The organism is Ruegeria sp. BHSC223 (genome assembly GCF_059613025.1).
On record NZ_JBXWRR010000026.1, the window covers coordinates 26168 to 39796 of the forward strand.

Below are 13629 nucleotides of genomic sequence, written 5' to 3' on the forward strand. Positions count from 1 at the left end.
ATTGGGCTTGACCCGCGCGGTGCGGTTTTTCACCCTTGCCCGGACTTACCGGGAGACTTTGCATGCACCCTCTTGCCAGGCTGACGCTTATCGCCGCGCTGACACTAAGCTCTGCGCAGGGGGCAAATGCCGAAGAAGACGACCCGGTGTTCCGTGTCGAGGGCGAGACCTTGGTCTATGACACCACGCGCGGTGACGAGTCGGGCGGCACCGACGATATAGAGGTGTCTCATATCGACCGGTTGCTGGCGTTGCTGCGGCAGAACCCCGAGATCCGGGTGCTGGACCTCAACAGCACCGGTGGCAGCCTGTATGCCGGGCGCGAGATGGCGCGGATCGTGCTGGATTTCGACCTCGATACCCTGGTTTCGGGCGAATGTTTCAGCTCTTGCGTGCGTATCTTTCTGGCCGGTGCCGGGCGGCGGATGCTGCTGGGCGCCAAGATCGGCTTTCATCAGACCACCTGGTCACCCCGTTCGGTCGAGGAGTATTACACCGCAAATCGCGAGGCCGATGGCTGGGAGACGCCGTTCGATTTCGTCTCGTGGGTCTATGAGGATACCCAGAGCGAGGTACATGACGATCTGGTCTATATGATCGACCGGGGTGTGGATGCGGGGTTTGCGGTGCGAACCAAGGGCGTGCGGGCGGATGACAGCTGGTACCCTTCGCGGCTGGAACTGACCCGCGCCGGGGTGCTGCGTGAACGCGCCCGCGCCGCCGAATGAGGCACCGGGCCGCGCGGCAGACCCTTGCACCGGGCGCGCGGGCGCAGTAACCCCGCGACCATGAGCAAGACGACACCCGACCGCCCGCGCCGCAACTTCTATGGCCGCATCAAGGGCAAGACCCTGAAACCGAACCAGCGGACCTATCTGGACGAGGACCTGACGCCCCTGTCGCCGGGTCCGGTGAGCTGGCAGGACAATCCCAGCCGCCAGCCGCTGGATCTGGACGCGCTGTTCGGTGGGCGCGAGACCTGGCTGGAGATCGGGTTCGGCGGTGGTGAGCACCTGGTGCATCAGGCGGCCTCGAATCCTGGCATCGGCATCATCGGCGCCGAACCCTATGTCAACGGGGTGGCGATGCTGTTGGGCAAGATCCGGGCGGCAGGCGCTGACAATGTGCGGGTGCATCCGGGCGATGTGCGCGACCTGTTCGATGTGCTGCCGGCGCAGAGCATCGCACGCGCTTTCCTGCTCTATCCCGATCCCTGGCCCAAGAAACGGCATCACCGCCGCCGTTTCGTGACGCCCGAGCATCTGGAACCGCTGGCGCGGGTGTTGAAACCGGGTGCCATCTTTCGCGTGGCCACCGACATCCCCGACTATGTCCGCCAGACGCTGGAAGAAGTGCCGCGCGCCGGGTTCGAATGGCTGGCCGAGGCGCCCACCGACTGGCGTTTGCCCTGGGGGGACTGGATCTCGACCCGGTATGAGCAGAAGGCGCTGCGCGAAGGCCGGGTGCCGCATTACCTGACCTTTCGCCGGTTGGAGGGCTGAGGCAAGGGGGCGCTGCCCCCCGCGCCTGCGGCGCGTCCCCCGGAGTATTTTCCGCGGAATGAAGAGGGCGGTCGCGCGCCGGTTCCCGCTGGACCCTGACGGGGCAATTGGGTAATCGCGGGGGGAGTTTTTGCGAAGGAGCGCGCATGTCCGGACACGGCACCCCCATCCCGATGACCTCGCATCCCTGTGGCCCGCTGAGCGGCGTGGCCGAGGTGCCGGGCGACAAGTCGATCTCGCACCGGGCGCTGATCCTTGGCGCGATGGCGGTGGGCGAGACCCATATCACCGGCCTGCTTGAAGGCGAGGACGTGCTGGACACCGCCAAGGCGATGCGCGCCTTTGGCGCCGAAGTGACCCGGCATGCCGATGGGTCGTGGTCGGTGCACGGGGTCGGCGTGGGTGGCTTTGCCGAGCCGGATCAGGTGATCGATTGCGGCAATTCCGGCACCGGTGTGAGGCTGATAATGGGGGCGATGGCGACCTCGCCCATCACGGCGACCTTTACCGGCGATGCCAGCCTGAACAAGCGGCCGATGGCGCGGGTCACCGATCCGCTGGCGTTGTTTGGGGCACAGGCGGTGGGTCGCGAGGGTGGCCGGCTGCCGATGACCATCGTGGGCGCCGCCGATCCGGTACCGGTGCGTTACGAGGTGCCGGTGCCGTCGGCTCAGGTGAAATCGGCCGTGCTGCTGGCCGGGCTCAACGCACCGGGTCAGACCGTGGTGATCGAGAAGGAGGCCACCCGCGACCATTCCGAGCGGATGCTGGCGGGGTTTGGCGCCGAGGTCACGGTCGAGGATACCGACGAAGGCCGGGTCATCACCCTGACCGGGCGGCCCGAGTTGCAACCGCAGGTGATCGCGGTGCCGCGCGACCCGTCGAGCGCCGCCTTTCCGGTCTGCGCTGCGCTGATCACCCCCGGCTCGGACGTGCTGGTGCCCGGCATCGGGCTGAACCCGACGCGCGCGGGCCTGTTTACCACGCTGCGCGAGATGGGTGCCGATCTGACCTATGAGAACGAGCGTACCGAGGGCGGCGAGCCGGTAGCCGACCTGCGCGCGCGCTATTCGCCCGACATGAAGGGCATCACCGTGCCGCCCGAGCGCGCCGCCAGCATGATCGACGAATATCCGGTGCTGTCGGTGGTGGCCGCCAATGCCCGGGGCGTGACCATGATGGGCGGCGTCAAGGAGCTGCGCGTCAAGGAAAGCGACCGCATCGACGCGATGGCGCGCGGGCTGCGCGCCAATGGCGTGACGGTCGAAGAGGGCGCCGACTGGTGGGCGGTGCACGGCCTGGGTATCGGCAAGGTGCCGGGTGGCGGCACCTGCGAGAGCTTTCTCGATCACCGGATCGCCATGTCTTTCATGGTGATGGGCATGGGGGCCATGGCGCCGGTTTCGGTTGACGATGGCAGCCCGATCGCCACCTCTTTCCCGATCTTTGAGCCGCTGATGGGCGGTCTGGGCGCCAAGCTGGAGCGGACATGACGTTTACGGTTGCAATCGACGGGCCCGCCGCAGCGGGCAAGGGCACGATTTCGAAAGCTGTGGCAGCGCATTTCGGGTTCGCCCATCTCGACACCGGCCTGCTCTATCGCGCGGTGGGTCGCCGCACGCTGAAGGGTGAGGCGGCCGATGCCGCCGCGCGCGCCCTGCGGCCCGAGGATCTGGAGCGTGATGACCTGCGTACGGCCGAGGTGGCGCAGGCCGCCAGCAAGGTGGCGGTGGTCCCCGAGGTGCGCGCGGCGCTGGTCGATTTCCAGCGCGCGTTTGCCCGCCGGGCAGGCGGCGCGGTGCTGGACGGACGCGATATCGGAACGGTGATCTGCCCCGAGGCCGAGGTGAAGCTGTTCGTTACCGCCAGCGCCGAGATACGCGCCGAACGCCGCTATCTGGAACTGGTTGGCAAGGGCCACGACACCACGCGCGAGGCGGTTCTGGCTGATGTGCGCGAACGTGACGCCCGCGATGCGGATCGCGCCACCGCGCCGATGAAACCGGCCAAGGATGCGGTGTTGTTGGATACCAGCACGATGGACATTCCCACCGCGCTGTCCGCCGCGATTGCCGAGATCGAGCGGAAGATGCCCGCGAAGGGTTAATTCCTTCGCGGGCGGGTCGGGGCGCCGGGAAGCGCGCCCCTGAGGCCGGGATCAGAGGTCGCCCACCGCGACATGCTTGATCTTGGCCCAGTTGCCATCGGCGGTGGCGGTGGTGCCGGTCACGTCCTCAAGGAACTTGTCGCGGGTCGCGGTGTTCAGGAACAGGAACAGTTTGCCATCCGCCAGAACGTACTTGTCCGGGTCGCCGTCGAACTTCTTGCCCACGGCCACGCCGTACGAGCAGAAACCGCCGTGCTGGGGCAGGTAGCGGGCCGGTTCCGATTGGAATTCCTTGAGGTTCTCTTCGGAGGTGAAATAGTAGGATGCCCCGTCGATGGTTGCCGAGTAGTTGGCAAAGCCCTCGACCGGGTTGCCGTCGCGCACCAGGGTCACCAGGTCGACGCCATGCACGGCCAGCGGCGCGCCGCCAGCCGAGATGCCGTTCGAGACGTTGACTTCGTCCGCGGCAAAGGCGGGGGCGGCCAGCATCGGCAGCGCAGCAATCAGGGCAGTGAGTGCGAAAGTCTTCATGTTGAGATCCTTCCAGTGTGGTTTCAACCGGGCGGATCGGCCCGGTGACCAACAGATAGAGGCCGCAACGTGAACCTGTTATGGCAGATGGTCCCGAAAGATTTGCAGATCGTACAGAGATTAGAATCATCGGTATGGTGCGAGGGTAAGTCTACATAGCCGCCAGGCCTGCCACGGCAACGCCCAGATAGTTGCCCACCGCATAGCCCAGGATCGCAATGGCGATGCCAGGCACAAGCAGCGCCCGGTTGCGCAGCGCGCCGCAGATCACCGGGATGAAGGGCACCGACATGATCGCGGCGCCCGACGCGACCAGATATGTGTCGCGGTCGATCCCGAACAGGCGGCAGAGCAGCGCGTGCAGCGCCATCGCTCCCAGCAGGATAAAGGCGAAGTAACCGCCAAGGGCCCAGTTCATCCCGGTCAGCACCGACAGATCCAGGAGGGTGGCCGAGCTGAGGCAGAAAATCAGGATCAGGTACATGCCAAGGTGAAAGCTGGTCGGGCTGGTATGCAACCGGGGAACAAAGGCGCCCAGCAGGCCGAATGTTGTGATCAGAAGGATGGTCGCGGTGCCGGACCACGCCGCGGGCAGCAGGCCGGCCAGCGCCACGGCCACCCCGACGCACAGCCCCGCCACGCCAAGGGCCATGGCAGAGCCTGCCAGCCCCGACCGCTCGATCAGCCGTGCATAACCGCGCGCGCTGTCATCGGCGATATGGGAGGTGTTGGCCGCATGAGCGCCTTGGGAGTGGGGCACAAAGGGCGGCAGGATCAACCCGGCCAGCCGCTGGCCCACCAGCACGATGACCAGCATGTAGCCGATGGAAAACACGATGTCATAGGTCACCATGGTCAGGAACAGCGCATCGCTGGCCCCGGTCGCGGATTTGATCGCGCCCATGTTGACGCCGCTGCCGGTATAGGCGCCCACCGCCATGCCCGCGACCTGCGGCAGGTCCGCGACCCGGCCCTGAAACAGTAGCACCCCCAGCAGGCTGGCAATACAGACCGAGACCAGCGACAGCGCCATGGCCAGCCCTGCACCGCGCGCCTCGCTAAGGGCGCGGCGCAGGTTGGCGGCAAACAGGATGAGCGGCAGGGCCAGCGCCACGCTCACCTCTTGCAGCGTGGTCTGCATGTCGGCAAAGGCGCTCAGGTCGAGGCTCAGCGCCAGGGCAAAACCGGTGGCAAAGGTCAGCGGCACCACGCCGATCCGGTCCAGCGCCGGTATCCGCGCCGCCAGCCAGATGATCAGCGCAGGGAGTATCAGCAGGATCAGGGCAAACAGCATCGGCGTCTCCTAATGTGTCTCGTGCCAGACCGACCACCATTCGGTGATCGCGGTGCCGTCGAACACCGCGATATCGCCGAATTGCAGGAACAGCGCCTCGCTCTGGCGCGGGCGGAAAAACAGGAAATCACCGGGTTTCAGGGTGCTGCTTGCAGGCAGATCATACATTTCCTGATTGCTGGAATGCCCGAACAGGGGTGATCGCCGTGCGCCTGCCGGGTGACAGGGATCGGCCAGCCAGTTGCCGCCATAGATGAAACAGGCCTTTTGCGGTGACCGACCCATGAGGCGCAACACCCGGCTCAGCCCCGGCGCCATCGGGATATCGGGCCGTTCCACGGTTTTCAGCACCGGCGTGGCGATAAAGGCGGCCGGTTGCAGCGCCTCCAGCGCGGGCAGGTCGAAATCGGTCGGTTTGACCAGGGCCGAGGCCAGCGCCACCTCGGTTTCCGGTCCGGTCCCGTCATAAAGCATGAAGGTCGTGCTGCCACCGGTGTTAATGATCAGCTTGGCGGCGGACTCTGGCCCCAGCGTCTGGACCGCCAGCGCATGAAACCGGGCATAGGCCGCCCGCGCCGCACCCAAGGCGCGGCCAGGGCTGGCGATCAGGCGGGGCAGGCGGGCGATATGCGGCTCGTATCCCATCAGCCCGGTCAGGTTCAGGTTCGGATCGTCGCGCAGGCGGGTCAGGGCGGCGGTGAACTCCCCGGCCCGCTCCAGCGAGAATCCGCCCCGATGCAACCCGATATCCACCTCCAGACAGATGCGCAGGCGGCGGCCCGACTGTGCCGCAAGCGCGGTATATTCCGTCAGTCGTTCCGGGCTGTCGATCAGCCAGTGCACTTGGGCGTCCAATGCGGGCGATATGCCTGCCACGGCACCCACCGGCATCGGCTTGCCGAGCAGGATATCGGCCTCTGGAAACGCCGTTGCTGCCTGCTGGACAAAGGGCAGGTGAAAGCTCATCAGCCTGTTGGTCTCCAGCCCGTCCATCACCAGCCGCAACAGGTCCGGCGCGGGCAGCGATTTTTCGACCACGCGCAGCGCCAGACCGGGCGCCGTCAACCGACGCACCGCCGCCATATTGGCCGCCAGCCGTTCGCTATCCACCACCAGCGTCGGCAGGTGTCGCCCTGCCGCGACCAGTGCCGCCTGCAACTTCTGAAAATAGGCCTCAGACATCCCCGGCCCCAAACAGCGCGGCGGTATGGGGGTTGAGGAACTTGCCCTGCGGATCAAGCCGTGCCCGCAGCGCGGCGAAGCGGTCGAAATCGGGATAGCGCGCAGCCAGATCGGGGGCGGTCAGTGCATGCAGCTTGCCCCAATGGGGCCGCCCACCATATGCGCGCAAGATCGGCTCGACCGTGCCAAACAGCATGTCCAGCGGTTCCGAGGCCAGCTTGTGCACCGCGACCGAGACCCGCGTGCCGTCGTTGAAGGGCGACAGCCACGCGTCGTCCTGCCCGGTGAACCGCACCTCCATCGGGAAAAAGCTCTCCTTGCGCGATTCCAGTGCCGCCACCACCGCGCGCACCGCCTCTTGTGCGCGGTCCTCAGGCAGGTGGTATTCCATCTCGTTCATCCGGGTGGCGCGGGCGGTTGAGAGCAGCTTCCAGTATTCGTCGGTCGTATCCTCCAGCACCCCGTCGGCGGGCACCTCCAGCGCCACATAGGCGCCGAACGCGCGGCGCCGCAGCCAGGGCCACCAGCCCAGGATATCGCGCAGATCCTTGAGCGTGGCGATCCAGTCCTCGTCCTCGCTGGGCACCCGCCCGGCGATCTCTCCCTGATACAGGTCATGGGTGATCACCGCCGCATAGCCCAGATTGGGCAGCACGTAGAATTCGAAATTGCGATGGGCGGCGGCCAGATCATGCATGCGCGCGATCGCCTCATTGGTGGGCAGGATGAAGAGCTTGCGGTTCAGCGCATAGCTGGGAACCAGTTTCAGCGTATAGCGGGTGATCACCCCCAGCGTGCCCAGCGACACCCGGCCCGCGTCGAAGAGATCCGGGTCGCTGTTGCGGGTCACGTCGCGGATGGTGCCATCGGCGGTGATCAGGCGGAACCCTGTGATACAGCCATGCAAGGCCTGCAATCCGCGCCCGGTGCCATGGGTGGCGGTGCTGAACGACCCGGCCAGGGTCTGCACGTCGATATCGGGCAGGTTGGCAAAGCCCAGACCGTGTTCAGCGGCTAGCATTGCCGCCTGCCGCAGCCGGGTCCCGGCGCCAAAGGTCGCCATCCCCGCCGCCGCATCGATCGAGATCAGGCCCGAGAGCCGCCCGGTATCGAGGATCATGTCCTCGCAGGGCACCAGCGCGGAAAAGGAATGGCCCGATCCCACCGGGCGAATGCGACCCGGCCATGCGGCGATGCGGGTGGCCAGTTCCTCTTCTGAGGCGGCGGAGTAAATCTGCTCCGGTGTGGCCACCTGATATCCCGACCAGTTGCGCCAAAGCTGGCGGCCCGGTGGGGCAGGGGGGATGTCGGGACTATAGCCGGGCTGGGTGAAATCGCGGCTCAGCCAATGGGCCTGCATCGCCGCTGGCACCGCCAGCCCGGCCAGCGCGCCATAGCCCAGCAGTTTGCGCCGTGTCAGTGTCATTGCTGCCCCTCCCCGGACATGAAGATGATCAGCGCAGTCAGTTGATCGTCCGAACAATCGAGGCAGAGGCCCATCGCGGGCATGTTCCCGAATCCGTTGCGCGCCGATAGCAACAGGCCATGTTCCCCGCGCTCTTTTTCCCGCGCAGCCCACGCCGGGGCAAAGCCTGTCAAAGGCGCCTGCGCCTCGACCAGCGCATGACAGGCCATGCAGGACCGTTCATAGATCGTCGCCAACTCCGGGTCGGTCGGGCGCAGGGTCTCGGCCCTGGCTATATCACCCGCCTCGGGTTCCGGAGGTGCCCCGTCACCGGAGAGCCACCACCAGAGCGCCGCCAAAACAAGTACCGAGACCAACAGGATCAACGCGCGCATCAGCTTTCCTCCGCAGGAGAGCGCCGCAGGTAGAGCGACAGATAGGCATCCAGCGCGCGCACCATTTCTTCGTGATACTGTGCCTCCAGCGCGGGCGTGGCCTGTCGCGCCATCCGGTCCTCCAACGTCAGGGCGATCTGCACGGCGGTGGTCGCCACCACCTGCGGATCGCCGCCGGTAAACCCGTCCAGCCCCCGCGCCCAGCGGTCGACCAGAAAGCCCACCAGTTCCGCATTGTCGTCATCCTCGACGCTCTGCACCCCGCGCAGCGAGGCCAGCAACAGCAGGAGGCCCCGGTAATAGGGATGCTCGGCCATGAACACGCGGATACCTTCCAGCGTGCGCCGGATGCGCAGCACCAGATCGGGCTCGCTCTCGGTGGCGGCAATCGTCTCCATGAAATGGTGGCGCAGGTCGCCTGCCGCGCGGGCGGACAGCTCGTCCAGCAGGTCGCGCAGGGTGGGAAAGTAGCGATAGATCGAGCTGACGGGCACGCCCGCCCGCTCGGCAATCAGCGAGGTGTTCAGATCGCCCGGCGGCCGCTCGGCCAAGAGCGCGGCGGCGGCGTCCAGGATATCGGCGACCCGCTGGCGCGCGCGCGCCTGTTTCGGCGTCGCGCGGGTATGCATCGGGGTGTCGGTTTCAGATGAACCCATGGCTCCGCTCTCCTCTCGTCGAAAGCCGAAACTTTTTCCGAAAAATTTTCAACTTCTTTCGCGCCTGACGTGGCGGCAGCCGCGCGTCAGGCGAAGTTGACAGAGACCGCGCCAAAGGGGCCGAAATCGGCCTCGATCCGGGCGCCGGGCGGGCATTCGACCGGGCGGATGAAACTGCCCGACAACACGATATGCCCCGGTTCGATGCTTTGCCCGTATTGCGCCATGCGACGGGCCAGCCAGACCACGCTTTCGACCGGGTCGTTCAGAACGCCGGCGCCCAGCCCGGTCTCCTCGATCTCACCGTTGCGAAAGGTCAGCGCCCCGACCCAGCGCAGGTCGAAGGCATCGGGCGCATGGCGCTGCACCCCCAGCACCACGCCCGCATTGGCCGCATTGTCGCTGATCGTGTCGCAGACATTGCGCGCGCGCCCCGTGTCGGGATCGACCCGCAGGATGCGGGTGTCGAGGATTTCCAGCGACGGGGCGACATAGTCGGTGGCCGCCAGCACATCGTCGCGCGTCACCTCTGCCCCGCCCAGCGGCGCCTTCATCACAAAGGCGATCTCGGCCTCGACACGGGGTTGGATGAACCGCCCCTTGGGCACCGTGGCGCCATCGTCAAAGGCCATGTCGTCGAACAGGATACCGCTGTCGGGAATGTCGATGTTGAGCGCATATTGCATCGCTTTCGAGGTCAGCCCGATCTTCCACCCGATCACGTGGCGCCCGGCGGTCTGCTTATGTGCCGCCAACGCCTGTTGGATGGCATAGGCATCGTCCATGTCCATGCCCGGATAGGCCAGCGACAACAGCCCGATCTGGCGGCCGGTTTCCTCGGCCTCGATCAGCCGCGCGGCGGCATCGGCGTGCTGTTCGGGCGTCATGCCTCGTCCTCCACCCCGTTGACCAGCGTGCCGACGCCCGTCACCTCGACCTCGACCACGTCGCCGGGTTTCAGGTAACGCGGCGGGTCGAACCGCGCGCCCGCGCCGGTGGGGGTGCCGGTGACGATGATGTCGCCGGGGTGCAGGGTGGTGAAGGTCGAGATATAGGCGATCTCGTCACGCACGGAAAAGATCATGTTGGCCAGCGCATCGTCCTGCCGCACCTCGCCATTGACGCGGGTGGTGATCCGCGCCGCGTCGATCTGGGCGGGATGGGTGAAGGGCACGATCCACGGCCCGATCGCGCCGGAGCGGTCCCAGTTCTTGCCTTGTGTCACGTTGAACTTGGCATGCCGCACCCAGTCGCGAATGGTGCCCTCGTTGCAGACGCTCAGCCCGGCGATATGGTCATAGGCATCCTCGGCCCGGATGCGCCGACCCCCCTTGCCAATGACCACCACCATCTCGCCCTCGTAATCCAGCGTATGGTTTTCGGGCGGGCGGATCAGCGGCTGGCCATGTCCGACGAAGCTCGACGCGAAACGCGGAAACAGCGACATGTATTTCGGCGCGGCGCTGCCATCCTTGTATTCCGCATTGCGGTCGGGAAAATTGACGCCGACACAGATGATCTTGCCGGGGTTGGGGATGGGCGGCAGATAGGTGAAATCGGTATGCGTCACCGCCCGACCCATCGCCGCATGGGCAAGGTCACGCAGACCGCCCGCCGCGATCACCGCGCGCAGGTCGGGCCAGTGCGGAAAATCGGGCGACAGCGCCACGAACCCTTCGTCGCGAATGATGCCGTAAAGCTCCTGCCCGTCGGCGGCAATGGTGGCGAACTTCATGCTGTTCCTCTCGTCTGGCCCGGACATCAAACCGGGAAAATCACGTTGGTCTGGCCGGTGCCGGAGGACGGGAAATAGTCGGTCGCCACCTCGCAGGGCTTGTCATAGCTGTCCCAGCCAAGCGCACCGTAGAGCATGGCGGTATCGTGCATCGACCCCTCGCCGCAGCAGAAGCGCGCATAGTCGCCCAGCATCTTGAGAAAGGTCGCATGATCGCCGCGCTTCCACATCTCGAGCACATGCAGGTCCATCTGCCGGTTGAATTCGGAACTGATGGTAAAGGTGCCATTATTGGCAGCATAGTCCTTGTTGGGCCAGATCTTGTGCGACAAGGAGCCCGAGGCCACCAGCAACACCTTGCTGTCCGATGCCTCCACCGCGGCGCGGATCGCCTCGCCCACGATACGGCTTTCGTCGTGGTCATGCACGGTGCACCAGGCCGCGACCGACACCACCTTCATCCGGTGTTCCCGGCTCATGAACCGCATCGGCACCAGCGTGCCGTATTCCAGTTCCAGACTGTCCAGGTGATGGGCCAGCGTATAGGCACCGCGCGCGCTGGCCTCCTTGGCGATGGCATCGCCCAGGCCCGGATTGCCCTCATATTCATAGGGCATGTTCTGGATGAACTGAGGAAACTCGTTCGAGGTGAACAGCCCCTGAAACCGGCTGTTTGCGTTGATGTGGAACCCTGCATTGATCACCCAATGGGTGTCGCAGATCACCACGGTATCGGCGCCAAGCGCGCGGGCACGGCGGGCGATCTCCAGATGCCCGTCGATGGCCGCCTGCCGCTTGCCCTTCACTGGCCCCTCCTGTTCCGACATCAGCATGGTCGGCACATGGGTGCATTTGGCGGCAAGGACGATCTCTCCCATTTCTCTCCTCCGTGACGGGATGGTCGCGCGTTTCCCGGTGAGTGGTTCAGGCGCCGAGGCGCTGGATCTTGTGCTGGCCGGTGGCAAAGCCGACGTGTTTCTGCTCCATGTAGAATTCAAACGACCAGTCGCCGCCGTCGCGGCCGATGCCGCTGGCCTTGACCCCGCCAAAGGGGGTGGGCAGGTGGCGCACGTTTTCCGAGTTCACCCAGATCATCCCGGCCTCAAGCTTGTCGGTAAAGCGCAGCGCGCGGGTCAGGTCGTTGGTCCAGAGATAGCCGGTCAACCCATAGGGCGTGTCATTGGCGATTTGCAGGGCCTCTTCTTCCGTCGAGAACGGGATCGAGGTCAGCACCGGGCCGAATATCTCTTCGCGCGCGATGCGCATGTCGTTATGCGCGCCGGTGAACAGGGTGGGGCGCACGAAATAGCCTTGATCACCGACCACCTCGCCACCCGCCGCAACGGTGGCGCCGTCCTGACGGGCAATGCCGAAATAGCTGGTGACCTTGGCAAAATGCTCCTCGCCGATCAGCGGCCCGATCTCGGTCGCCGGATCCAGCGGATGGCCCACCTTGATGTTGTTCACCCGCTCGACCAGCCGCGCCTCGAACTCTTCGCGGATCGTGTCCTGCACCAACAGGCGCGAGGAGGAGGTGCAGCGTTCGCCGTTGATCGAGTAGATCATGAAGATGACCGCATCCAGCGCGCGCTCGATATCGGCATCGTCGAACACGATCACCGGGTTCTTGCCGCCCAGTTCCAGGTGCACACGCTTCAGCGTGTCGGCCCCCTGTTTCACGATCATGCTGCCGGTGCGGCTTTCGCCGACAAAGGCCACGGCCTTGATCAGCGGATGTTCGGTCAGCGCCTTGCCCGCATCCTCGCCAAACCCGTTGACCAGGTTCAGCACCCCGGGGGGCAGGCCTGCCTCCTCGGCGATCTCGATCAACAGCCGCGCGCTCAGCGGGCTGAGTTCGGCAGGTTTGTGCACCACGGTGCAACCGGCGGCCAGCGCCGGCGCGACCTTCCACGTGGACAGCATGAACGGCGTGTTCCACGGCGTGATCACCCCCACCGGGCCTATCGGCACGCGGGTAGTGATGTTCATCAGCGTGGGCGATTTCAGGTGCTGGCCATCGCGCGCCTGCACCACCTGATCGGCGAAATAGCGGAAATTCTCGGCCCCGCGCAGCGCCGCCTTGGACATGAACCGCCAGGCCTGCCCGGTGTCCCAGCATTCACACAGCGCAATCTCCTCGGCCCGCGCCTCGATCCCTTCGGCGATGCGGATCAGGATCGCGCGCCGCTCGGTCGCGGGCATGTCGCGCCAGGCGGGAAAGGCCGCATGCGCGGCCCGTGCTGCCGTATCCACATCGGCGGCATCGGCCCGCGCCACCGAACAGATCACCGACTTGTCGACCGGAGACGTGCTGTCGAACCGGCCCGCGCCGCCGGGCATGTCCTGACCGCCGATCCGGTTCATCACCCCGCCGCGGCGGAATCGCTCCAGATGTCGGTCAAGGTCGGCCAGCCGTGTGCTGAGGTCGGGCATCGGGATGTCTCCTGCGCGGCAGATTTATCATTCACATGTTAATGAAATTGGAATCGCTCGTCAACCCCGCTGCTGGTGGCGCGCTGCTGCGTTGCGGCATTTCCGCCCGCTCTAAATTGGCAAATCTGCAAACTCCGGTTGGAAAATTACCTGTTAGCGACCAAACAGACAGGAAAATCCGGCACAAAGGCACCAAGTCTGTTTGATTTCACCGCCCCCCTCCCGTAAAGCTGCGCGCCAAGCGGGACATTATGCAAATCAGATGTCGTGGCATCAGGCGAAGCTCTCAGGGTTTCCGGGTATTTGCCCGGGCCGTCCCATGAAATAGGTAGGGCCCGCGACGGGATTCGGACACGAGAAGACGTAGCGATCACATGCAGAATTTCAGA

Annotated in this window: 14 protein-coding genes; 4 read left to right on the forward strand and 10 right to left on the reverse strand. The window is 65.5% G+C overall.

Going from position 1 to position 13629, the window contains the following annotated elements; genetic code table 11:
- Positions 1 to 62 precede the first annotated feature (62 nt).
- From AC2FNY_RS20380 to AC2FNY_RS20395, 4 genes are all read left to right on the forward strand, one after another.
- Positions 63 to 728: a COG3904 family protein gene (locus AC2FNY_RS20380; protein WP_496803582.1), complete on the forward strand. Its 666-nt coding sequence runs from the start codon at positions 63 to 65 to the stop codon at positions 726 to 728.
- Between the two features lie 60 nt (positions 729 to 788).
- Positions 789 to 1502, forward strand: coding sequence for a tRNA (guanine(46)-N(7))-methyltransferase TrmB (gene trmB / locus AC2FNY_RS20385; RefSeq protein ID WP_496803583.1), 714 nt, complete (start codon positions 789 to 791; stop codon positions 1500 to 1502).
- Positions 1503 to 1648: 146 nt separating this feature from the next.
- Complete coding sequence (aroA, locus tag AC2FNY_RS20390; RefSeq protein WP_496803584.1) at positions 1649 to 2995, forward strand: 3-phosphoshikimate 1-carboxyvinyltransferase; 1347 nt, start codon at positions 1649 to 1651, stop codon at positions 2993 to 2995.
- Positions 2992 to 3609, forward strand: coding sequence for a (d)CMP kinase (locus tag AC2FNY_RS20395; protein ID WP_496803585.1), 618 nt, complete (start codon positions 2992 to 2994; stop codon positions 3607 to 3609). The genes aroA and AC2FNY_RS20395 overlap by 4 nt, the downstream gene beginning before the upstream one ends.
- Positions 3610 to 3660: 51 nt before the next feature.
- On the opposite strand, the gene AC2FNY_RS20400 is transcribed toward AC2FNY_RS20395, so the two are convergent.
- The 10 genes from AC2FNY_RS20400 to hpaE form a co-directional block, all read right to left on the reverse strand.
- On the reverse strand, positions 3661 to 4140 hold the full coding sequence (locus AC2FNY_RS20400; RefSeq protein WP_234140247.1) for a YHS domain-containing (seleno)protein: 480 nt from the start codon (positions 4138 to 4140) through the stop codon (positions 3661 to 3663).
- 151 nt (positions 4141 to 4291) lie between these two features.
- Complete coding sequence (locus AC2FNY_RS20405; protein ID WP_496803586.1) at positions 4292 to 5434, reverse strand: DUF819 family protein; 1143 nt, start codon at positions 5432 to 5434, stop codon at positions 4292 to 4294.
- 9 nt (positions 5435 to 5443) lie between these two features.
- Positions 5444 to 6616: a DSD1 family PLP-dependent enzyme gene (locus AC2FNY_RS20410; RefSeq protein ID WP_496803587.1), complete on the reverse strand. Its 1173-nt coding sequence runs from the start codon at positions 6614 to 6616 to the stop codon at positions 5444 to 5446.
- Positions 6609 to 8042 carry a D-arabinono-1,4-lactone oxidase gene (locus AC2FNY_RS20415; RefSeq protein WP_496803588.1) on the reverse strand — a complete coding sequence of 478 codons (1434 nt, stop codon included), beginning with the start codon at positions 8040 to 8042 and terminating at the stop codon, positions 6609 to 6611. Before AC2FNY_RS20415 ends, AC2FNY_RS20410 begins: the two co-directional genes overlap by 8 nt.
- The gene (locus AC2FNY_RS20420; RefSeq protein WP_496803589.1) at positions 8039 to 8416 is read right to left on the reverse strand and encodes a c-type cytochrome; all 378 of its coding nucleotides are present in this window, start codon (positions 8414 to 8416) and stop codon (positions 8039 to 8041) included. The genes AC2FNY_RS20415 and AC2FNY_RS20420 overlap by 4 nt, the downstream gene beginning before the upstream one ends.
- Entirely contained in the window at positions 8416 to 9072 is a 657-nt protein-coding gene (locus AC2FNY_RS20425; RefSeq protein WP_234168128.1) for a TetR/AcrR family transcriptional regulator, read from the reverse strand. Before AC2FNY_RS20425 ends, AC2FNY_RS20420 begins: the two co-directional genes overlap by 1 nt.
- A gap of 86 nt (positions 9073 to 9158) precedes the next feature.
- Positions 9159 to 9959: a 2-oxo-hept-4-ene-1,7-dioate hydratase gene (gene hpaH / locus AC2FNY_RS20430; protein WP_496803590.1), complete on the reverse strand. Its 801-nt coding sequence runs from the start codon at positions 9957 to 9959 to the stop codon at positions 9159 to 9161.
- A complete protein-coding gene (locus tag AC2FNY_RS20435; protein ID WP_496803591.1) occupies positions 9956 to 10807 on the reverse strand; it encodes a fumarylacetoacetate hydrolase family protein in 852 nt (283 codons plus the stop codon). Before AC2FNY_RS20435 ends, hpaH begins: the two co-directional genes overlap by 4 nt.
- A gap of 26 nt (positions 10808 to 10833) precedes the next feature.
- Positions 10834 to 11685 carry a 3,4-dihydroxyphenylacetate 2,3-dioxygenase gene (hpaD, locus tag AC2FNY_RS20440; protein ID WP_496803592.1) on the reverse strand — a complete coding sequence of 284 codons (852 nt, stop codon included), beginning with the start codon at positions 11683 to 11685 and terminating at the stop codon, positions 10834 to 10836.
- Between the two features lie 46 nt (positions 11686 to 11731).
- Positions 11732 to 13240, reverse strand: a complete 1509-nt coding sequence (hpaE, locus tag AC2FNY_RS20445; RefSeq protein WP_496803593.1) for a 5-carboxymethyl-2-hydroxymuconate semialdehyde dehydrogenase — start codon at positions 13238 to 13240, stop codon at positions 11732 to 11734.
- Positions 13241 to 13629: the final 389 nt, after the last annotated feature.